Origin of the sequence: Paenibacillus sp. FSL L8-0333, from assembly GCF_037965665.1 — a bacterium.
Taxonomy (GTDB): domain Bacteria; phylum Bacillota; class Bacilli; order Paenibacillales; family Paenibacillaceae; genus Paenibacillus_AQ; species Paenibacillus_AQ odorifer.
Genome location: NZ_CP150186.1, coordinates 850,671 through 871,849 on the forward strand (window position 1 = coordinate 850,671; position 21,179 = coordinate 871,849).

The 21,179-nt window shown below is 42.7% G+C and carries 20 protein-coding genes; 16 read left to right on the forward strand and 4 right to left on the reverse strand.

The window, feature by feature from the left end; genetic code table 11:
• Positions 1-27: 27 nt before the first annotated feature.
• A complete protein-coding gene (locus NYE72_RS03710; RefSeq protein WP_339211335.1) occupies positions 28-159 on the forward strand; it encodes a hypothetical protein in 132 nt (43 codons plus the stop codon).
• A gap of 182 nt (positions 160-341) precedes the next feature.
• On the opposite strand, the gene NYE72_RS03715 is transcribed toward NYE72_RS03710, so the two are convergent.
• Together NYE72_RS03715 and NYE72_RS03720 are read right to left on the reverse strand one after the other, a co-directional pair.
• The gene (locus tag NYE72_RS03715) at positions 342-788 is read right to left on the reverse strand and encodes a GNAT family N-acetyltransferase (RefSeq protein WP_076214961.1); all 447 of its coding nucleotides are present in this window, start codon (positions 786-788) and stop codon (positions 342-344) included.
• A gap of 21 nt (positions 789-809) precedes the next feature.
• Positions 810-1,808, reverse strand: coding sequence for a DUF4003 family protein (locus NYE72_RS03720; RefSeq protein ID WP_339211337.1), 999 nt, complete (start codon positions 1,806-1,808; stop codon positions 810-812).
• A 223-nt stretch (positions 1,809-2,031) separates the two neighbouring features.
• Between NYE72_RS03720 and NYE72_RS03725 the strand changes: the two genes are divergently transcribed.
• A complete protein-coding gene (locus NYE72_RS03725) occupies positions 2,032-2,874 on the forward strand; it encodes an aldo/keto reductase (protein WP_339211339.1) in 843 nt (280 codons plus the stop codon).
• Positions 2,875-2,970: 96 nt separating this feature from the next.
• On the opposite strand, the gene NYE72_RS03730 is transcribed toward NYE72_RS03725, so the two are convergent.
• A complete protein-coding gene (locus tag NYE72_RS03730; RefSeq protein ID WP_094903015.1) occupies positions 2,971-3,594 on the reverse strand; it encodes an NAD(P)H-dependent oxidoreductase in 624 nt (207 codons plus the stop codon).
• A gap of 168 nt (positions 3,595-3,762) precedes the next feature.
• On the opposite strand from NYE72_RS03730, the gene NYE72_RS03735 reads away from it, so the two are divergent.
• Positions 3,763-4,437: a winged helix DNA-binding protein gene (locus tag NYE72_RS03735; RefSeq protein WP_339211341.1), complete on the forward strand. Its 675-nt coding sequence runs from the start codon at positions 3,763-3,765 to the stop codon at positions 4,435-4,437.
• Between the two features lie 2 nt (positions 4,438-4,439).
• Here the strand turns inward: NYE72_RS03735 and NYE72_RS03740 are convergent, their stop codons facing one another.
• Positions 4,440-5,378 (reverse strand): YafY family protein, encoded by a 939-nt coding sequence (locus NYE72_RS03740; protein WP_036684860.1) that lies wholly within the window; start codon positions 5,376-5,378, stop codon positions 4,440-4,442.
• Positions 5,379-5,474: 96 nt separating this feature from the next.
• Here NYE72_RS03740 and NYE72_RS03745 point away from each other — a divergent pair, with 96 nt between their 5' ends.
• From NYE72_RS03745 to NYE72_RS03805, 13 genes are all read left to right on the forward strand, one after another.
• A complete protein-coding gene (locus NYE72_RS03745) occupies positions 5,475-5,924 on the forward strand; it encodes a VOC family protein (RefSeq protein ID WP_076105333.1) in 450 nt (149 codons plus the stop codon).
• 192 nt (positions 5,925-6,116) lie between these two features.
• Positions 6,117-6,698, forward strand: a complete 582-nt coding sequence (locus NYE72_RS03750) for a TetR/AcrR family transcriptional regulator (protein ID WP_038568754.1) — start codon at positions 6,117-6,119, stop codon at positions 6,696-6,698.
• A 37-nt stretch (positions 6,699-6,735) separates the two neighbouring features.
• Complete coding sequence (locus NYE72_RS03755) at positions 6,736-8,046, forward strand: cytosine permease (RefSeq protein WP_076146256.1); 1,311 nt, start codon at positions 6,736-6,738, stop codon at positions 8,044-8,046.
• A 4-nt stretch (positions 8,047-8,050) separates the two neighbouring features.
• Positions 8,051-9,163 carry a DUF917 domain-containing protein gene (locus NYE72_RS03760; protein WP_339211345.1) on the forward strand — a complete coding sequence of 371 codons (1,113 nt, stop codon included), beginning with the start codon at positions 8,051-8,053 and terminating at the stop codon, positions 9,161-9,163.
• Positions 9,163-10,743 carry a hydantoinase/oxoprolinase family protein gene (locus NYE72_RS03765; protein ID WP_038568758.1) on the forward strand — a complete coding sequence of 527 codons (1,581 nt, stop codon included), beginning with the start codon at positions 9,163-9,165 and terminating at the stop codon, positions 10,741-10,743. The genes NYE72_RS03760 and NYE72_RS03765 overlap by 1 nt, the downstream gene beginning before the upstream one ends.
• Before the next feature lie 143 nt (positions 10,744-10,886).
• Positions 10,887-11,738: a transporter gene (locus NYE72_RS03770; RefSeq protein ID WP_244886420.1), complete on the forward strand. Its 852-nt coding sequence runs from the start codon at positions 10,887-10,889 to the stop codon at positions 11,736-11,738.
• Positions 11,739-11,792: 54 nt separating this feature from the next.
• Positions 11,793-13,490 carry a hypothetical protein gene (locus tag NYE72_RS03775; protein ID WP_052096774.1) on the forward strand — a complete coding sequence of 566 codons (1,698 nt, stop codon included), beginning with the start codon at positions 11,793-11,795 and terminating at the stop codon, positions 13,488-13,490.
• 112 nt (positions 13,491-13,602) lie between these two features.
• Positions 13,603-15,483, forward strand: a complete 1,881-nt coding sequence (locus tag NYE72_RS03780) for a PAS domain S-box protein (RefSeq protein ID WP_339211346.1) — start codon at positions 13,603-13,605, stop codon at positions 15,481-15,483.
• 233 nt (positions 15,484-15,716) lie between these two features.
• Positions 15,717-16,061 (forward strand): YojF family protein, encoded by a 345-nt coding sequence (locus NYE72_RS03785; protein WP_036684865.1) that lies wholly within the window; start codon positions 15,717-15,719, stop codon positions 16,059-16,061.
• Positions 16,062-16,084: 23 nt separating this feature from the next.
• Positions 16,085-16,738, forward strand: coding sequence for a bacillithiol biosynthesis deacetylase BshB2 (gene bshB2 / locus NYE72_RS03790; protein WP_076146280.1), 654 nt, complete (start codon positions 16,085-16,087; stop codon positions 16,736-16,738).
• Positions 16,739-16,941: 203 nt separating this feature from the next.
• Positions 16,942-18,849 (forward strand): flagellin, encoded by a 1,908-nt coding sequence (locus NYE72_RS03795; RefSeq protein ID WP_339211348.1) that lies wholly within the window; start codon positions 16,942-16,944, stop codon positions 18,847-18,849.
• Between the two features lie 165 nt (positions 18,850-19,014).
• Positions 19,015-20,388 (forward strand): hypothetical protein, encoded by a 1,374-nt coding sequence (locus NYE72_RS03800; RefSeq protein WP_076105340.1) that lies wholly within the window; start codon positions 19,015-19,017, stop codon positions 20,386-20,388.
• An 80-nt stretch (positions 20,389-20,468) separates the two neighbouring features.
• On the forward strand, positions 20,469-21,125 hold the full coding sequence (locus NYE72_RS03805) for a SprT family zinc-dependent metalloprotease (protein ID WP_038574107.1): 657 nt from the start codon (positions 20,469-20,471) through the stop codon (positions 21,123-21,125).
• Positions 21,126-21,179: the final 54 nt, after the last annotated feature.

Sequence of the window (21,179 nt, forward strand, 5' to 3'; positions counted from 1 at the left end):
GAGTCCGCAAGCAACAGAGAGCTTTGATTGGGTGATGTGCATGAGGATATAGGCGTAGAAGTAAATGTAGAGGTAGATGTAGATGCGGAAGTAGAAGTAGAAGTAGAAGTAGAAGTAGAAGTAGTTGCAGATGCAGATGCAGATATTAGTTATAGGTGAACCGAATACTCGAAGCCGCTTCGCCTAGCTCCTCATATCTACTCCTATCCGCTCCTAGCTTCGCCAACCTAAACTGCAGACAACTAAAACACAGAGCAGCGATTCTCTCGTTTGAGAATCGCTGCTCTGTTGTTTTTTTACGATAATAAAATGCATCGAACTGTCTCCTACATAGGAAAAGGCTACTTACGCGACATGTGCAGGATAGGAAAAGGATTACCTTGTTCGTCGAGTGCTGAACGCTCAAAAACCTGAAATCCCATATGCTCATAGAAACCTAAAGCTTGGGGATTTTGCTCATTCACATCCACGAGGTGTACGTCGAGTTCCTGCATGACATAAGCTAGGAGCGCTTTTCCAACCCCTTTTCCCATTGCAGCAGGTTCTACGAACAGCATTTCAATCTTATTATTCTGAACCCCTAAGAAGCCAATCACCTGCTCTTGATCATCAGTAAAAGCAAACAAATCGCTTATGCCCTCAAGCGCCTGCGTGACCAGTGGCCGCAAAGCATCAATATCCGGCTCGGTTAGAAAAAGATGAGTATGCCGCACGGATGATTCCCAAATGTTCAGTAAACGGTTTAACAATTCTTCATTTCTAGTTGTGAAGCTTTTTATGGAGTCCATGTCTTTCCCTCACGATTCAATCTAATTCGAGGAAGAAGCTGCAGCCGCTGCAGCCGCAGCTGACGCAGCCGCTGCCCCGGCAAGAGCCGCCTGCTGAGCAATCACAATATTGGTAATGTTGGTGGAGAGCATCGTAGTTAATACGCCGTTTTGTACATCCTCCACAGATCTGAAGGCTACCAGCGCAGAAGACAAGAGCAGTAATTCCTGCTTGCCAATAGACCAGTTACCGAAGCCCTTTTTTGTACGCAAAAATTCGTAAGTCTCCGAGACATCAGTAACGATGTCCTCCTTGTTGCAAGGGAGCAGGGATAACACGCCCAGCGAGGAGAGGGTATATTCCTTGTCTAGCCGGATACCCTGTGCACGAAATGCATCTCTTAATGCCAATACACGGTCCGCTGCTTGAGGGGCTTCTTCCCCAAGAACCAATACCTGGGTCAGGGCTTGCACACTGTTGCCTGACATAAATTCGGGCTTAAGTGTTACATAGAGCTGCTCCATGCGGTCCACGCCACTCTCAACATCGATATCGGAAAGACCAAGCATAGCGGAGAAGATATAATCGTCCTGTCCGGTAAGGAAACGATGTTTTGCTTTCATACTATCGTAAAATAGCTTTGCCCGTTCTACCGTACGCTGATATCGATCCGATGTTGCATTAGCAGCGATTTGATAGGCAGCAACGACGAGATAATCAGAGGCTCTGAATTTGGCTTCCTTCATTAAATCATACACGGCAAATGTGTTTGCAAGCAGAGTTTCCTTTTCGTCAGAAAGTGAAAGCAGGGCAGCAATGCTGATCACCGAAGCCCCTCTAAATTGAGAGAAAATCCCGGTACTCTCCTTAATTAGCTCGTAGCTAGCACGAATGGCTTCGTCATCTGCAACTTTGTCCTCTACAGCATACAATAGTGCCGCTAACCGATTAACCATTGCATTTTGCCATGGAAAAGCTTTTTTGATCCTCTGAGCGTTGTCTGCGAACAATTCAAGCCTAGCTGGATATTGCTCCTTCATTGGGTACACCTCTTATCTCTACTTTTAATTCATAACATTACGAAAATCCAGTGCTGTAGATTCATTTTACTATAAAAAATAAATCGGATGCCCACGAAAGCGGCATACCAATAAGCTAGAGGTTGTTCAGGTAACCCAATGATTGAGTTTGCTATGAAGATGTTATAATAATTATAAGATGGATCGGCAGGGGCTTAAATGACAACAAAGGAGAAGTGCGACGATGACTGAGAGAATACCTGAAATCATATTGAACGATGGAGTGAAGGTGCCTGCTATTGGTTTTGGTACTTACGCGTTAAATGGTACTGAGGGAGCACAAAACATCACTAAGGCGATTGATGTTGGCTATCGTCTGATCGACACTGCGTTTAATTATGAGAACGAAGGTGCTGTAGGCCAGGCTGTTCGGCAAACTTCTGTGCCTAGGGAAGAACTGCTCATTACTTCCAAGCTGCCAGGTCGCCATCACTCTTATAAAGAAGCATTAGCCACCATACAGGAGTCTTTATTCAGAGCCGGATTGGATTATTATGATTTCTATCTCATCCACTGGCCTAACCCTAGAGTGAATTTATATGTTGAAGCCTGGCAGGCGATGGTCGAGGCACGTAAGCAAGGTTTGATCCGCTCCATCGGTGTATGTAACTTTTTGCCGGAGCATATTGAGCGTTTGACACAAGAAACTGGTGTAGCGCCGAGTATGAATCAGATTGAGCTGCATCCTCATTTTAATCAGGAAGAGCAACGTGCATGGAACAAAGAGCATGGGATAGTGATTGAATCGTGGAGTCCATTGGGACGGGCTAGCAGTGTACTGGAAAATGAGGAAATAGCGGAAATAGGCAAGGTTCATAATAAATCGATATCGCAAGTTATCTTACGTTGGCATATACAGCTTGTGGCTATTCCCATTCCAAAGGCTTCTTCTCTAGAGCATCAGCGTGATAATCTGAATATTTTTGATTTTGAATTATCGGAAGCTGAGATGACCGTTATTTCCGCATTAACCTCGCCAACAGGTCGCATAGCTGATCAAGATCCCGCATCGTATGAAGAATTTTAATGAATTTAACTAAAACACGCCAGTTATTGGCGTGGTTTTTTATATTAGGCTAGCCTCAGAATCAGTCAGCGCTTGAGTAATTTGATCTAGTCTAGTTTAGTCCAGTCGTGCAAACCGTTGTTCAGTTTTATCAAGATGCTTCACCCGCTCTTCTAAGCTGCGATCTGACATCCCGGCATAATTATACCAACGGAGGTTTTTCCGTATTCCCATTTTGCGGAAGGTGCCTCTGAATAGAATTTTGGTGATGGGGTTGCCAAAAATCCAGCGATAAAAGAAGTCGGGTGTGTTCATTACGGTCAGCAGGGACACTCCTTTAATATTCGGGAGCAAGCATTTGAAGGGCCGCCCAGGTTTAGTTTCTTCGTAGACAATGCCTTTTGCGAATACCTTATCAAGAAAACCTTTGGTAAGAGCGGGCATGGCTTCCCACCATATAGGGAAAATGAAGACGATATGATCCGCTGCTATAAGACGCTGCTGATAATTGGCGACTTGCGGGTCGGTGGTTTTCTTTTGTCGCCAAGCAGTGAGTTCTTCGCGTGACATGACCGGATCAAATCCATCGGCATGCAGGTCGATAAGATCAATCGTATGGCCTTTGGTGGTGAGACCTCGCATAACGGAGGCTAATAAAGCTGCGGAATAGCTTCGCTGATGGGGGATATTCTCGGACGCTGATGCACCGTAGGGATGATCAAAAATAATTAAGACATTCATATAAACACCTTCTTTATAATTTATTGTTTCCTAGAAATTAAATATTAACTATGGAAACAATAATACGTTTTAAGTTTCCTTGTTGTCAATATTATTTCTAGGAAACTTTATTTATGAGCTGTATCTTGTTAAAATGAGCATAAGATGAATTTACGAGGAGACGTAACAGTGACGCATTCTTTTGAGAACTTACCTAATAAGGATATTTTGATAAAAAAATTAATAGAGAAGATTCCCCAATTACAAAAGCGATTTCAATCGGAGGATGACGAAGAGAAGGAATGGTTGATTCAGAACTGCAGTAATCCCCTTATCATTGATTTCCTCCAAGACTCCACAGTCATGATGCTGCATGTAATAGATGCGATTGGACAGCTTGAGCCGGTGAATGGTACTACCATTTCGAAGCAATTCGGAATTCCAAAAGGCAGCGTGTCCAAAATCACTAGAAAATTAGTACAACAGGAGATTATTCGCACGGAGTTTCTCCCCGATAATAAAAAAGAAGTGCTTTTTCTTACAACACCTCTAGGGAAAGAAATATTCGATTTGCATTTAGCCCTACATAAGCAGATGAATAAAGGGATAAACCGGTTTCTACAGAGATATAACACGGATGAATTGTTATTTATAATCCAAGCCTTCGAGGATACTTTGGAAGCGTCATGGGTTCATTCGGAATCTGTTGCTGAAAAAGAACTATTAACTACCGGAGCATCTCTTGAGCCAGTGGAAAACGATGAAATGAGTCAAATCGTAGACATGCTTAACCAACTGGATACGCGCAACCTCAAAAAGGCTAAGGCAGTTCTCCAAGCTATGTTTTTTACCCCTTTTGATTAGCTTTATATTTTTTGATAGTGATTTACCAGTTGCTCTAACTTATCTTTGATTATTTGTTTTAAGGCTTCAGGTTTCACGGATGTAACAGCATGACCATATCGGATAAAATAATTAGCCAAGAAATCCTCTTCACCTGGATTATAGAATCCCTTAATGACTGTTTTCGGACCCACCTCTATTTCCATAGAAGGATAATGTTCTTTATAAAAAATATCCTTTGCTTGTTCCGCAATCTCAACTTCAAAGTCAATACTTTTCGCAGACTGATAGATTTCTAATGAACGACTAAGAAGTTCTTCTATAGAATAACGAGCCTTGCTTTCCTCTTCTTCAATGAAGGTTATTCGATCACATCTAAAAACTCTATATGTATTCGTCGCAAGCTCTATTCCAGTGGCATACCATTGACCAAACTTAGCGGAAATCCTAAAGAATTGAACAGGGTAGCTTTTTGTTTGGTTTTCTTTTGTATATTCAATGTTACAGGCACTCTCATTTAGAATACTTGCTAGGATTTTATCTAAAAAACGGCTGACATGCTTATGCTGATACATTTCGAATTGCAGGACCTTTTTCATTTTGTGAATCTGGTTGATTTGTGTACTCGATAGACAGTGCTCGAACTTTTCGTTTAGCTTGTTAACACTTAGATGAAAGGGTGTAGATTGATAAGATTCTAACGTCAGCATGGCAAAATACAGCGCATAGACTTCATCTATCGTGAAAATAATAGGGGATAACAATCTGTTTTTTAGAATACCATAACGTCCGTGTCTTCCATGTTCCGCGAAAATAGGCATACCCAATTGTTCTAATGAAGTAACATCACGTAGCGCTGTGCTTTTTGAAATATTGTATTTCTCCATAAGGTTACTTAGATTAAAAAACTCTCGCCCGTTTAAGTACCTCATCATGTCATTTAACCGTTCTGATTTTTTCATATATAAAACTCCTTATAAAGGTGTCATGTTTTGATACCTTTATATATGATAATAAGTTTAAGGCCAGATATCAAATATACGAAGGAGACTTACACTATGAGTACAACACTAGAAGTAGCTATTTTCTTATCGATGAAGGGAAGAGCCAAGGAAGCTATAGAATTTTACAAAAAGCATTTTGATGCAGAGGAATTGTTACGTGTTACCTATCAACAACTCGCAGAGCGTGACAGCTCCATACAGCTTACAGATGAAAATAAGGATTATATTACTCACTCTGTTCTGTTAATCGGAAAAACAAAAATAATGATAGCAGAAGATACAATGAATACGAATGAGAAATATACAGTGGGCAATAACACTTCATTATGTATTCAAAGTGCTGACTTAGAGGGGATTGAAGGTTTTTATAAAAGCTTAATCACAGACGAGCGCGTGAAAATTATTTCTCCGTTATCCAGCAATGTGTTTAGTAAAGCCTACGGTATCATTGAGGATCCCTTTGGTATTCAAATTCAACTCATGTTTGATGAAAGATTACATTAACAACTTTGCTTCTAAAGTAAACCCAGCTCACCGTTCAGCTGATCATAATTCAGGGATTATCCTGATGTGGTCGGCTTTTTTTGTATGTATTGAGGGCTATTTTTTTTATGAAAAACATTGAATTATTATGCATAAAGATGTATAGTGTTTTTTAATTAACGTTAATTAAGTAAGTAAGGGATGTGGAATGTCTTGACCAAAAACAAGTTGAAAGAAGTAGCGATGCGACTATTCGGAGAGAAGGGTTACGAGGGTACGGCTCTCTCTGAAATTGCGAAGGAAGTTGGCGTGAAGACTCCGGCGATCTATGCCTTTTTTGAGAATAAAGAGGATTTGTTTATGACGGTCTTTCGTGAGGCTATGCAGTCCTATAACACTTATATTCAAGAGCTATCGGAAGAGCAGAAAGTATTGAGTGCGCAGGAAAGTCTACGAGGCATATTGTCTAGACAGTATGAGTTCTATCAGAAGAGCCCTGAAGCAAGCAAAATTGTACTGAGGTATGTGGTCTTCCCACCGGCATTCTTAAAGGAAACGATTGAGGAAGCATTTCTAGAGTCCGACGCGATGCTGACGAAGATCATTGAACAATTCATCTCGAAAGGAATGGAAGAGGGCGTAATTCGCGATCAATCCGTGCAGCTTCTCGCAGATGCTTTTCTCAACTTGATGGATGGATTAAGCATGCAGTATTTCTATTACACTTCTAAGGGAATTTATGAGCGTAAGCTAAACCATGCGTTTGAAATGTATTGGAAAGGTGCGTCCTCATAGCGCTACAGAAGAAGATAACAACAAGGGGATGGGGAGAATGGCAGAAGTAAGTGAAGTAAAGGGGAACGAGCTTAGCTCGGGGGATTTTGAGAGAGAGCCGGTTCCAGCGCATTTGCGTAAAAAATGGCTATCTATGTCGCTCGTCTGGATCGCCATCGGGATTGACCTATCAGCGATGTTCTTGGGTGCTCAGCTTGGCAATGGAATGAATCTGACGGATTCACTCACAGCAACAATAATCGGTTCGTTAATCCTAGGGGTGATCGGAGCGTTATGTGCGTATGTAGGGGCTAAAACAGGGTTATCGACATCGATGATCTCTCGGTTTCTATTCGGAAATGTGGGTGCACGTGTCGTAGCAGTTATCCTCGGTATTTTCTCACTCGGTTGGTTTGGGGTGCAGGTCGGGTTCTTCGCTTCGAATATGCAGACTGCTTTTAGTCAATTATGGGATATTCATCTGTCCTTAGGGGTGCTTTCATTCATAGGTGGGCTTTTGATGATGTCGACAGCTATTTGGGGATATCAATCTATTGAACGACTAAGCACCTGGTCCGTACCATTGCTTATTTTGTTTATCGGAGTGGCTATTTATTCCGCGTTCCATACCAAAGGAGCTTCAGCCGTGTGGGAACCGATTAGCGGAGCAGCGATCCCGATGGGGACAGCGATCTCGCTTGTTATTGGTATATTTATTGTCGGCACGGTGCTTTCACCGGATATCGCTCGTTGGGCGCGCACACCGAAGCATGCTATAACCGCGGCCTTTATCGGCTTCTTTGTGGGTAACAGCTTCATGACGATTGTAGCTATTTTCCTATCTCGAATTATGGACACAGATGATCTGACGAATATTTTCATTGCGCTAGGACTTGGGCTTCCAGCCATTATCGTCTTAACCCTTGCCCAATGGACGACAAACACGAACAATTTATATTCTGCTTCGTTAGGGTTCTCTGTCGTGTTCCAAAAGGTTCCGAAAAAGCTAATTACTATTGTGGCGGGTATCTTTGCTACGTTGCTTGCCGTATTTGGCATCTATGATAAGTTTTTATCTTTCCTAAATATTATTACGGTGTTTGTCTCTCCAATCGGGGGGATCTACACGTCCGAATTTTTGTTTGTAGATCGAAAGAAATTCACTTTTGAAGGTCTGGATCGCAATAAGAACTGGGTGATTCGCTCCTTAGCGGTGTGGGTTGCAGCTACGTTGTTCGCTTTTATGACAACCGCAGCGCCAGATGGATTTGGATGGTTCCAAATCACGAGCGTACCGGCATTAGATGCGTTTATGTTCGCCTTTATCGTGCAGTGGATTGTCGGCAAAATCATGACAAAGAAGGGATAACAACATGAGAAATCACAAACTAACAGAATTAAATGAACAAGCGGTGCAATACATTGCTGTTGGTGCAGCCGTTCTTGGAACAGGCGGGGGCGGTGACCCGCATATTGGTAAATTGATGGCGATGGAAGCCATTCGCAAATATGGTCCTGTTCGTTTAGTAAGTCCTGAGGATCTGGAGGACGATGCATTGGTTGTTCCTATATCCATGATTGGCGCACCTACGGTTATGAATGAGAAGATTCCTTCGATTCAGCAAATGATCAAGCCTTTGGATATGATTGAGAAAGAGCTGGGCCGCAAGGTGGGCGCCATTATGCCGATTGAGGTCGGTGGCGGTAACTCTCTGGTTCCCGTAATTACGGCTGCGGAACGCAATATTCCTATCGTAGATGCGGATGCCATGGGACGGGCTTTTCCAGAATCGCAAATGGTGACATTCTACTTGGACGGTATTGACTGCAGTCCGATTACGATGGCAGATGAACGCGGCAATGGTGTGCTTATGCATGCGATCGACGGTGTTTGGGAAGAGCGGATGGCGCGTGCGGTTACGATTCAAATGGGCGGATCAGCTTCGATTTGTGATTATCCGGTAACTGGAGCGCAGGTAAAGCAAAGTGCAATTCCACATACCTTGACGCTTGCGTATGAAATTGGAAAAACATTGTTTGAGTCCAAGGAATTGAAGCAGAATCCAATTGAAATACTGCTGAAGCAGCTGAATGGATATGCGTTGTTCCAGGGTAAGGCAGTAGACATTCGCCGTCGTACAGAAGGTGGATTTACACGCGGTGAAGCGATCTTCGAAGGTACAGATGCTAAAAAGGGACGTACGATGACTTTGTTCTTCCAGAATGAGTTCCTTCTTGCCACAGAAGATGGACATTCAATTGCTATTACTCCTGATCTGATCTCTGTGCTTGACCAGGATACCGGTATGCCAATCACGACTGAGAATTTGAAATACGGTGCTCGGGTTAGTGTGGTTGGTTTCCCTTGTGATCCGAAATGGCGTTCACCAAAGGGCCTCGAGACGGTAGGTCCACAATATTTTGGCTATGACGCACCTTATGTTCCAATTGAACAATTGGCAGCAGAGAAAGGGGGAGCAGAGTAATGTCTCATACGAATGTAGACAACATGGAAGAAATATACCGCATTGGGATTGATGTCGGCGGGACAAATACAGATGCAGCCTTGCTCGACTCCAAGCTAAACACCATTCATACGATAAAAGTGCATACCACAAGTGATGTGAATGAAGGCATTACTGAATCCATCCGTCGTTTGTTAGCAGAGAGTAGTGTGAATCCGGCGCAGATTCGTTATGCAATGCTCGGAACTACGCACTGTACGAATGCTATTGTAGAGCGCAAGCACTTGGGGAAAGTCGGCTTGATTCGAATCGGGGCACCGGCAACAACTGCGGTTCCTCCACTTGCGGATTGGGACGATACACTTAAGGCAACGGTTTGCCCACATGCTTATGTTGTTCATGGTGGATATGAATATGATGGCCGCACGATTGTTGAAATGGATGAAGAAGAGATTCTAGACTGCTTTTTGAAAATGAAGGGTGAAGTCGAAGCGGTTGCGATCTGTGGTGTGTTCTCCCCAGTGAATACCTCGCAGGAGAAACGTGTCGAAGAACTAGCGAAGCAAGTACTTGGCGCAGATATGCCTGTGACGTTGTCTCATGAGATTGGAAGTATTGGATTGCTCGAGCGTGAGAACGCGTCGTTGCTGAACGGCGCATTACTTAACGTCATTGCTGGAGTCGTAAAGGGCTTCGAAGAGGCGCTTCACACTTATGGAATTGACGCGAGCCTATACATCTGTCAGAACGATGGAACACTGATGTACAGTGAATATGCGCTTCGTTACCCGATTCTGACGATTGCTTGCGGTCCGACGAATTCCATTCGGGGCGCGGCACACTTGTCAGGTCTGAATGATGCACTTGTTGTTGATATCGGTGGCACCACGACAGATATCGGCGTCCTGATGCAAGGCTTCCCGCGTCAATCCTCCGCTGCGGTTGAGATTGGCGGGATTCGCACGAACTTCCGCATGCCGGATATCTTATCGATCGGGATCGGCGGCGGTACAATCGTTCGCTTGGATGAAACGCAGGATCAGGTAACAGTGGGTCCGGATAGCGTGGGGTACGAGCTATTGAAGCGCGGTCTCATCTTTGGTGGTGATACGCTCACAGCAACCGATGTGGCGGTGAAGCTTAATCGATACGAGTGGAAAGATGCGCAGACTGAGGCACTTGATGAATCGATCTGCAAGAGAGCAGATGAGATCATTACGCGGGATATCGAGGAAGCGATTGATCGGATGAAGACAAGCTCAGATCCTGTTGACGTCATTTTGGTCGGTGGCGGAAGTATTCTTGTGGCAGACAAGCTTGAAGGTGTATCACGGATTGTAAGACCGGATCACTATGATGCTGCAAATGCGATTGGCGCTGCGTTAGGTGAGGTGAGCGGGGAGACAGAGCGGATTTATTCCCTGGACGAAATGTCTTATGATGAAGCTAAGGAAGATGCCCGCAGCCATGCAATAGAGCAAGCTGTTCTAGCCGGTGCAGATCGCGATACCGTTCAGATCGTATTGTCTGAGGATATTCCGATTGCATACTTGCCGGGTAATGCCTTGCTGGTAAAAGTAAAAGCGGCTGGACGTTTATAAGATGATTATGGATCTGCCTTGAGGAGTGAACTCTTCGAGGCGGATCTTTTTGTCTTTATAATTGTATTACCAAGAAAGAAAGGGGATTTAGAATAGCTGTCGAAGTGGGTTATGTACATATTTTAACGATGGGAGAGAGGACAATGAAAGTGATTAGCACATTAGAAATCGTAGATGTACAGACTAGGGAGCGTACTGCCCTCCGCTCATTTGATTATTTAATCGAGGCACCCAATTGGACTAGCGATGGTAAGCGTCTTATTTATAATAGTCGAGGTTGTCTCTATTCGTTCGACATCGCAACCTGTGAGCTTGTTCAAATTGACTCGGGGTTTGCTGCGGAATGTAATAACGATCATGTTCTGTCTTTTGACAACACTAAGATCGCAATTAGTCACCATACGAAAGAAGATGGTAAATCTCGTATATATATTCTTCCCATGGAGGGTGGCGAACCGGTTCTAGTTACACCGAATGCTCCAAGTTATTTACATGGTTGGTCTCCAAACGGTGCTGAGTTAGCTTACTGTGCAGAGCGCAATGGTCAATATGATATTTATACCATTCCAGTAGACGGGGGAGTAGAGGTACAACTGACGGATTCGCCTGGGCTGGATGATGGGCCTGAATATTCACCAGATGGGGGAAATATATGGTTCAACTCGGTGCGTACAGGGCTGATGCAGATATGGCGAATGAATGCCGATGGCACTGAGCAAACACAGATGACTTTTGATGAGAGTAATAACTGGTTCCCGCATGTATCGCCAGATGGGCAGACGATTGCTTACTTGAGTTACCGCAAAGGAGATGTAGATCCTGGCGATCACCCTGCGAATAAGGATGTTGAGATTCGATTGATGGCAAGCACGGGAGGAGATTATCGCACACTAGTACAATTGATTGGAGGACAAGGTACGATTAACGTGAATTCGTGGTCTCCGGATAGTAAGCGCTTGGCGTTTGTAAGTTATGTGGTGGAGGAATACGAATAAAATACCGATAAAAATTATAGTATTGTTATTTATATATAAATGGAGGAAAGACGGATGAAGAGGATTTTTAGTATATTGCTGATGTTATTACTGGTTACACCAGCACTCGGCACTACAACCTTTGCGGGCAATACGGTGAAGGCTAAGGTGACAGAGAGCAGTACATATTTTGATGGAGAACAGCGGAACCTGAATGGGTTCAACATATCGAATAACAATTATTTCAGACTACGCGATTTGGCAGAGTATTTCTCGGGAACGAGCAGCCAGTTTGATATCACTTGGAATAAAGCGAACAATGCGATTGAGATCATAACTGGGCAAGCATATACGCCCGAAAAGAAAACTACGAGTAACTATTATAGCCGCAATAAAAATTATGCAGCTACGCTTTCCAACTCTAAGGTGCTGGTAAATGGACAGTTGCAGTCTATTACGGCGTACAATATTGATGATAACAATTATTTTCAGTTGAGAGATTTGGCGGGCAAAATCCCGTTCGATATTGAATTTGACGTTCAGTCTGATCGCATATCGTTATTCTCCAAGATCCCAGATCATGCTTACCGGGTAAAGACGGCAGCTGTAGCTGAGAGTAATGCAGAATCTTCTTATTTTCCTAGATGGAAAAGTACGGCCACTTCCTATCTCGTGAATAATAAGGACGGGACTGTAAGTGTCCTTGAGGCGAATAAGGAGGTTACGATTGAATCATATAATGAGAAGTTTGAACTAACTGGAAATAAGAGTATCCCTTTTGAGCTTCCGATATTTGGTGGTTTCTACTGTGGGGAGAAGTATAACTATATTGCTTTTGGCCAAGAGAACCGCGAAGAGAATGATAGCAAAGAAGTCATTCGTATTGTCCGTTATGATAAAAGCTTCAATAGAGTAGACAGTGTCTCCATAAAGGGTGGGGAGAGCTATACCGTTAGCCCGTTTGATTCAGGCTCCGGTAGTATGGCTGAGGCTGGAGATACGCTTGTATTTCACACCTCACGTACAAGATACACGACAGAAGATAAATTAAATCATCAATCCCAGCTTACCATTATCGTAAATACTAAATCCATGACCGTGACCAATGATCTGGGAAGATTCCAGAAGAATCATGTCAGTCACTCTTTTGACCAATATGTATTGTTTGATGGTGCAGCGCATGTTCTAGTCGATCATGGAGACGCTTATCCCCGTTCGATTGTTCTGAATAAAGGAGACGGAGCCAGTTATAACGAAGTAGACTTATTTAATATTCCCGGCAAAATCGGAGCTAACGCGACGGGTGTTTCTATAGGCGGATTTGAGCTGTCCCCGGCGAACTATATAGTCGCTATGAATTCGGTAGATCATTCCCTAGTCAAAGAGTATACATCTTATGAGATGGTGGGTTTAGAAACGGACCAAAGGGATGTCATGCTTAGTGTGTTGCCCAAGTCCAACCTGAGCAGTACTTCGGTGAATCACATTACCTTGGCTAAATATGTAGGCACGAACCTGATCGCTTCCATCCCTAAACTAGTAAAAATCACAGACGACAAAATGATGGTGCTGTGGCAGGAGTTTGATAAAGAGAATCATCCGGGTGATCTGAAATATGTTCTTATAGATGGAGCGGGGAAAGCTACTAGCGACATCCAAACGGTCAAGCATTTTGCCTTATCAGAGTGCAGTCCTATTATTAGTGGTGATAAAATTATTTGGTATACTAACAATAAGGGGTCCCGAGTGTTCTATTCGATCCCGTTAAATTAACGGATTCAATTAATAACAAAGTGGGTAAATTAGACTATAAGCTATAAATAGGACCTTCTAATTAGAAGGTCTATTTTTTCACGCAAAAATTACATCATCCATGGAGGTCGCTATGCATCGCGTAAATCTAAACCAGGAACAGTTCAACCAACAGGTGATTAATCACGCCTCCTTTGGGATCGCTCTTTTAGCGCCAAATGGTTTGATTCTGACCGTAAACCCAGCCTTTGAACAGACTTTTGGTTATTCCACTGAAGAGTTTGAGGGTATGCGGTTAGAAGACCTTTCTCACCCCGAAGATTTCGGCAACCTTCATGATCTAAAGGCACTCTTGGGTGAGAAAACAAGATTGCAGATGGAAAAGCAGTTTATCACAAAAAATGGAGATTATATTTGGGGACAGCTTACTCTCCACTTATTCAGCGACGAGTCGAACCAGCCAGCATATTTCATTTGCCAAATCGTTAACATTACAAAGCAAAAGGAATCTGAGCAACGCCTTCAGGAGTCTGTTGAACGGTATACGTCGCTTAAAAAATACAACCATGACGCCGTCATTTCCTTTGACCTTGACGGTCGAATCATTAACACCAATAGTATGGCTGAAAAGATAACGGGCTACGCCATCGAGTCCGAGTTGATCGGGATGAAGCTTGCGAGTCTGATTGGAGAAGAGAATGTCCAGCGCATTCTGGAAAGAGCCCTTTACGATAATACGGTTGAGCAGTATATCAATAAGCTTGTCACTAAGGAAAGCGAAGTAGTTGAAGTGCTCACCAGTATTGCACCCATTTATGTGAACAATCATAATATCGGATTTTACCTTATATGCAAGGACATTTCCGAGCAAAGGCAATTGTCGCTAGCTAAGGAAGCCGCAGAGTCCACGAATAGAGCTAAAAGTGAGTTCCTGGCTATGATGAGTCATGAAATTCGCACTCCCATGAACGGGGTGATCGGCATGACTGATATTTTGCTTGAAACAGAGCTTAATGAAGAACAACGTGAATATGTAGAAATCATTCGCAAAAGCGGAGGAATCCTGCTCAATATAATCAATGATATCCTTGATCTTTCAAAAATTGAGGCAGGCCGTAGCGAGCTGCAAGAGGATACATTCGATCTGCGGACTTGCCTCAAGGACAGCTTTTCTGTTATCGCAATAAAAGCTGAACAAAAAAATCTGGAGCTCACCAGCATCATAAATCATGATGTTCCTGACTTTATTTACGGTGACGAGGAACGCTTGAAGCAGGTGTTTTTGAACCTGCTAGGGAATGCTGTGAAATTCACACCCGCGGGCAGCATATCGGTAAAAGTGAGGCTTGTAAAGGAAGATCCCTTCCTGCTGGCCTTTACGGTAACCGATACTGGCATTGGAATTGATCCTGATCGACTTACTGATATTTTTGAACCGTTTGAGCAGGTGGATAGCTTTATGATGCGGAGACACGAAGGCACGGGTCTTGGCCTTGCCATCAGCCGCAGAATTGTCGAAATGATGGGTGGTGAGATCTATGCGGAGAGTGACGGCAAGAGCGGTACGTCGGTTACCTTCACAATCAGGCCCAAGAAATCAGTGGTAATCCCTAGCCAAGAGGCTAACATTAACAAGCTTCATACCGCACGTGAGGCAAGAATTTTACTTGCTGAAGACAACTCTATCAATGCGCTAGTGCTGACCAAAATACTCGAAAAAATGGGTCACAGCGTTATCGCCGTAACAAATGGCATAGATGCGGTTGAAGCAGTACGGAAAGAACCCTTTGATCTTATTTTATTGGATCTTCACATGCCCATTATGAACGGTATAGAGGCTATGAAGATGTTAAGAGATGAGCATCAAGAGAAATGTCCGCCCATCATCGCGGTCACGGCTAATGCTTTGAAGGGTGACCGTGAAAACTGTCTAGCTGCCGGGATGGACGAGTATATCAGCAAGCCTGTAAAACGTGAAGTCATCGTAAAGATGTTAGATCAGTTTGTGATCTAATATAAACAGCATAACCACTCAGTGATATTATCCCCTTCAGGTGAACAGTAAAAAGCCAGTCCATTACTGTTACACTTGGAGGGGATCGCTCTATCCATTGAATTACATAGCATTGCACGTTATACTTTGAAAAGAAATACGGACCCGCTTATCATATAACAGATCCGTCCTTCTATAAGGTATGGATTTTATTTTTTGTATGTATATATTCAGTCAGAGACGGAGGCGCAACATTGCAGCTAATCAATCAATCGGAAGTACAAGATAGGATCGACCTGCTTAAAGATCAGGATCTATATATCCATCTTGAGATGACAACGGGAGCCTACGCTGCCCATTTAGATAGTTCGAAGCATCCAGCCGCTACTTTTATTACCAATGCTATTATTCGATATTCCCATGGTTCGATTTCCGGCAACGGTCCTTATCGGGTCGGCTTAAAAATGTCGCAGGGCTGGGTTTATTCGGAAGGGCTAACTCACTATGAAGAGAGTGAGACAGGCAGATTGATTATGGCTGGACATGATGCTCAAGGCAAACTGATCGTATCGTTACAATTAAGCCGAGAGCCGTTCTAATGGAAGAGGAGATGAAGAGTTCTGTGGAAAAACATATTCTTGTTATTTTGCCACATCCGGATGATGAGGCCTTCGGTATATCAGGAACCCTTGCCAAACATATACAAAATGGGACCCAAGTTACCTACGCATGCCTAACGCTTGGAGAAATGGGCCGAAATATGGGCATCCCGCCCTTTGCGAATCGGGTAACCCTCCCGGAAATACGTAAGAAGGAGCTGGAGGAATCCTGCGAGGCTATTGGCATACAGGATTTAAGAATGCTTGGTTTTCACGACAAGACGATAGAATTCGAAGATCAAGTCTTGCTCGATGGGCAGATTGATGCGCTCTTGAAAGAGCTTAAACCTTCGCTGATCATCACGTTCTATCCAGGGTACAGCGTTCATCCTGATCACGATGCTACTGGAGCTGCAGTGATCCGAACCGTTGCAAGATTGCCGAAGGAAGAAAGACCTCCTGTTCACTGTATAGCTTTTGCTAATAATATTGTAGAGATTGGGGAGCCAAAGGTTATCAATGATGTAAGAAATTTCCTCAAGCACAAGATGGCGTCCATTCAGGCGCATCGTTCCCAATTCCAGGCTGCTGAGCTGTTGGGCAGCAAACCTTTAAATGATAAAGAGATCCAAGCTCGTTTTGGAACAGAACATTTCTGGATTTATCCGTTTGAATGATAATGATCTAATCAGAATTTTAGCGGTGATCTGTTGTCGGTGCTTAACCGGGGATAGGTCGCCGTTTTTGTATGTAAATATTCAACTTTCCAGCGGGGGACGGTGGAAATTTAAGATGAGGCCTTAAGACACGGGTAATTTGACCTAAAAAATTACTAAGGACTATCCGATATAGAAGATACTAACAATTGAAAGGTGATTAAATGCGAATCGGTCACAACATCACGTCTTTAAATAGTTTGAACAGATTAAATAAAAATAATAAATCTATTACAAGTTCACAAGAGAGGTTATCTTCTGGACTTCGGATAAATATAGCGGCAGATGATGCTGCAGGATTAGCAATTTCTGAGAAAATGAGAGCACAGATTCGTGGATTATCTCAGGCAGCAAGGAATACACAGGATGGTATTTCACTAATTCAGACTGCTGAGGGTGGACTTGGAACTATACAAGATCCTAATCTGCTAAGACTTCGGGAGCTTGCAATACAGGCTTCAAATGATACCTTAACAAATTTTGATCGAACATTGATTCAAAAAGAAGTTGAGCAGATAAAGCTTGGGATAAATGATATTGCTAATAACACTCAATTTAATGGAATTCATTTATTGAATAATGACCTCGAAGTAAACACGAATATTACCCCAGTACAGGGCAATATAAGTACGAACTGGACAGCTAACATACCTGCCAGAGATTTATCTAAGACTTCAGATGGAGGTTACGTCGGAATAAGAATTCCCGGTAATAATCCCTTCAAATTAGATAGTATGGGTAATCTGGTTTGGTCACAAGCAATTCCTAATATGGATGTGTATAGTATTAAGGAATCTAGTGATGGTGGTTATATTTTATTAGGAAATGATTTCTCAGCAGGGGCAATTTCCGATCAAAGGATAAATATAATTAAATGGGATGGGAATTTGAATGAGCAGTGGAGTACAGGGGTATCTGGCGTCTACTCCATTATGGGGAATGAAGTAATTGAGACTAGTGACGGTTCCTTTATTGTGGCAGGGACGGGTTCCGGTATTCAAAATTGGGATGGCCTTATGGCTAAATTTAATAGTAGTGGTGTGCAACAATCCACCTCGATAGCGGGTTCTTCACAATCCAATCCTGTTGGCTATGGAAGCGAAGAATTTAATTCTATTATTGAAACTGCTGACGGCGGTTATTTGGCTATTGGTTCATCAAGTCTCAAACTAAACAGTTCTTATACCGATAAGTCAAGCTGGGTTGTGAAATATGATAGTAACTTAAATCCGTTATGGGACACACGAGTCGGTGCTGCTGGGGATGATGAAGGTTACCGCGCCGTCGCAACCAGTGATGGAGGGGCCATAATTGTTGGTTCTTATAACGACTCTACTAAAACTAGTGGATTAATCTATAAACTAGACAGTAGTGGAAACGTATTGTGGGAGAAGAATATATCAAATGAAACTTCCAACTCCAGTCAACTTACTAGCATTACAGAAATGAAAGATGGGAATTACATCGTTGGAGGAATAGTAGATAATAATTATCGTCTTTCCATTTTTGATCCACAGGGAAATGAATTGGCTAATGTTAATCTAAATGGTGGGGGCTCTACGGATAGATTAAATAACATTATTAGTAATGATGACGGAAGTTACACTTTTTCAACTACAACTGGAATAACCAATTTCAATGTATCTTACGGATCAAACCCTGGTACCACATATGATTACAAAACAGTAAATCTTCAGGTGGGAGCAAACTCTGGGGATAACTTCGCTGTTAAATTAACAGATGCTAGAACTACTGCTCTGGGAATTGCGGATATAGATCTTTCAACTAGACAAGGTGCCGAATTAGCGATTTCGAAAATAGACAAAGCTATAAATACCGTTTCATCCAAGCGTTCAATGTACGGCGCGTATCAAAATGCATTAGAACATATCCATAATAACCTAACCAATTACGAAGTGAACTTAACAGCAGCTGAATCACGAATAAGAGATGCAGATATGGCAAAGGAAATGATGAAGCTTACCAAATACAATGTCTTATCTCAAGCATCACAAGCCATGTTGGCTCAAGCTAATCAACAGCCTCAAGGCGTGTTAGAGTTGTTAAAATAGGGCTATACATACAGTCTATGCATTTCAGTGCATAGGCTTTTTTTAGAATCTATGATGATCTAAGAAATGATTTACAAAAAAATTTCCAGAGACTATTATATTTCTATGCGTAATATTTTCCTTTTTTAACTAGATTATTGTAAGAATTTATCTCTGGAGGTTCAAATGAAAAAGCACGACAAAATCATTTCCTTCATCTTCATGTTCATTATGATGGTGACGGCTATTTTCTGGGTAAACTCAACCACTAGTTGGACTATGATGGGTACCCTTGCTTCCGTGGCCTGTTTCGTACTTTTTATATTATTGGGACTCCGCACTATACCTGTTTTGACAGATTTTGTTCTGACAAATCCAGCGCCTGAAGTAACTCTGGAAAATAAAACACGGGACAGAAAGCAGGCTTGGCTATATATTATCGGCTGGGTAGTGGCTAGTCGGGTCTTGCTTATGTTTATCGGTTATATATTTTTGATCATACAGAATGGCTATTCCGGTGGTTTGTTTAACAAAATAGCTGAGACCTGGCATATATCGGGGATCGACGCTTCACATTATTTGGGCATCGCGGAGAATTGGTATGTGACGGAGGGAGATCCGAAATACCATATTGTGTTTTTTCCTTTTTTTCCAAATCTAATTAAAGTAGTTCAGGTATTCGTAGGGAATTATCTCGTCGCTGGATTTATCGTTTCTAATATTTGCTCGCTTGTTGCTGCCTTGGTCGCCTATGAGCTTGCCTCACTAGACATGCATCGAAAGAGTGCTATGCGAGTAGTGAAGTATATTTTTATATTTCCGGCTGCGTTCTTTTTCTTCATCCCTATGACCGAATCTCTATTTCTGGCCTTATCGCTGTTGTGTTTATATTTTGTGAGAAAAAAAGAATGGCTCATCGGATGTTTATGCGGTGCACTCGCAGCGTATACGCGTTCTCCAGGGGTGCTGTTGATTGTACCGGTTGCGATTGAATTAGCACGGGATCTTATAGGGAATTATAAATTACTAGATAAAAAAGCGTTTATACATAAGCTGACCACCGCCATTGGTTGTCTTGCTATCATATCGATGGGTTTGCTGGCTTATCTTTACATCAACTACTATGTTACGGGAAATGCTTTTCAGTTCAGTATTTACCAGAGGGAGCATTGGTCACAGAAGTTCTATCTCTTTTTCGATACCGTAAGATATCAGATGGAATATGCGGTGGGCACCTTTAAAAGTGGAGATAGCCGTTCTTTTCTCGGCATGTGGCTGCCCAATTTAATCGCTATATTCTCAGCACTAATTATCATGTTTATGGGAGCAAGAAAACTACGGCCATCCTATACTGCTTATTTTATCGTGTATTTTGCTTTCGTAGTGGGAGCTACCTGGCTGCTGTCAGCCCCGCGTTATTTGCTTGTTGCCTTTCCGCTAGCTTTTGCAGCCGTTGCGCTTACTAATGAAAAGCCGAAGGATGTTGCACTTACTGTTATATCTGTTGTGGGTAGTATACTTTACTTGGCAATGTTTGTAGCGGGATATCCGGTGTATTGAGGAATCGTGTTAAAATAGGAGAACGCCTAGGTGCGTTCTTCTTTTTTATTGCGAATAATCTTATAGAAACGATGGTGGGTATGAAGATTGATTACGACAATCAGGTGATCGAGTTTAATGTTCAATATGGAAACGGGAAAAAAATCTCCATTCATATAGATTCGTCAGGGCGCATAACACTCAAGGTACCTAAGAAAACATCTGAAGAGACGATTAAAAGTGTGGTTGAGCGTAATGGCAAAATGATTGTGGAGAAGCTGCAAAGTCTCGAAGCGGCTCGTGAAACGCCAAAGATGATCAGAGCGTACGAAGATGAAGGAAAGTTCCTGTATCTAGGCAAATATTATTCTCTGCATGAGCTTATAGAGACAGCGGAGCTAAGTGAAGAACAACTTCAGTTAAAGCTGAAAAAGTTCTATTTCTCTAGCTGCAAGAAGCTTATAGGAGAGCGGATCACTAGGTACCAGACGCAGCTTAGAGTAAAACCTAAGAGTATCGAGATTGTAGAGTCCAGGACCAAATGGGGAAGCTGCAGCTCCGATAAAAAACTAACCTTTAACTATCGTCTGGCCATGGCTCCCGTGGAGGTTATCGATTATGTGATCATCCATGAGTTATGTCATTTGCTGCATATGAACCATGATCGCTCCTTTTGGCGACGGGTTGGAAGCCTAATGCCGGATTATAAGGAGAAGGAAGAATATTTAGCAAGATATGGACGGGCTATGACGTTATGAAAAAAAGGGTATTCCAGTGCAACTAGAGTAATGGTTGCTGGGAATACCCTTCGT

Coding starts and splice junctions, on each gene's coding strand:
- NYE72_RS03775 (WP_052096774.1), top strand. CDS start 11,793: ATGAAGAGGATTTTTAGTATATTGCTGATGTTATTACTGGTTACACCA.
- NYE72_RS03800 (WP_076105340.1), top strand. CDS start 19,015: ATGAAAAAGCACGACAAAATCATTTCCTTCATCTTCATGTTCATTATG.
- NYE72_RS03730 (WP_094903015.1), bottom strand. CDS start 3,594: ATGAATGTCTTAATTATTTTTGATCATCCCTACGGTGCATCAGCGTCC.
- NYE72_RS03725 (WP_339211339.1), top strand. CDS start 2,032: ATGACTGAGAGAATACCTGAAATCATATTGAACGATGGAGTGAAGGTG.
- NYE72_RS03795 (WP_339211348.1), top strand. CDS start 16,942: ATGCGAATCGGTCACAACATCACGTCTTTAAATAGTTTGAACAGATTA.
- NYE72_RS03720 (WP_339211337.1), bottom strand. CDS start 1,808: ATGAAGGAGCAATATCCAGCTAGGCTTGAATTGTTCGCAGACAACGCT.
- NYE72_RS03745 (WP_076105333.1), top strand. CDS start 5,475: ATGAGTACAACACTAGAAGTAGCTATTTTCTTATCGATGAAGGGAAGA.
- NYE72_RS03755 (WP_076146256.1), top strand. CDS start 6,736: ATGGCAGAAGTAAGTGAAGTAAAGGGGAACGAGCTTAGCTCGGGGGAT.
- NYE72_RS03740 (WP_036684860.1), bottom strand. CDS start 5,378: ATGAAAAAATCAGAACGGTTAAATGACATGATGAGGTACTTAAACGGG.
- NYE72_RS03780 (WP_339211346.1), top strand. CDS start 13,603: ATGCATCGCGTAAATCTAAACCAGGAACAGTTCAACCAACAGGTGATT.
- NYE72_RS03760 (WP_339211345.1), top strand. CDS start 8,051: ATGAGAAATCACAAACTAACAGAATTAAATGAACAAGCGGTGCAATAC.
- NYE72_RS03765 (WP_038568758.1), top strand. CDS start 9,163: ATGTCTCATACGAATGTAGACAACATGGAAGAAATATACCGCATTGGG.
- NYE72_RS03805 (WP_038574107.1), top strand. CDS start 20,469: ATGAAGATTGATTACGACAATCAGGTGATCGAGTTTAATGTTCAATAT.
- NYE72_RS03770 (WP_244886420.1), top strand. CDS start 10,887: ATGAAAGTGATTAGCACATTAGAAATCGTAGATGTACAGACTAGGGAG.
- NYE72_RS03715 (WP_076214961.1), bottom strand. CDS start 788: ATGGACTCCATAAAAAGCTTCACAACTAGAAATGAAGAATTGTTAAAC.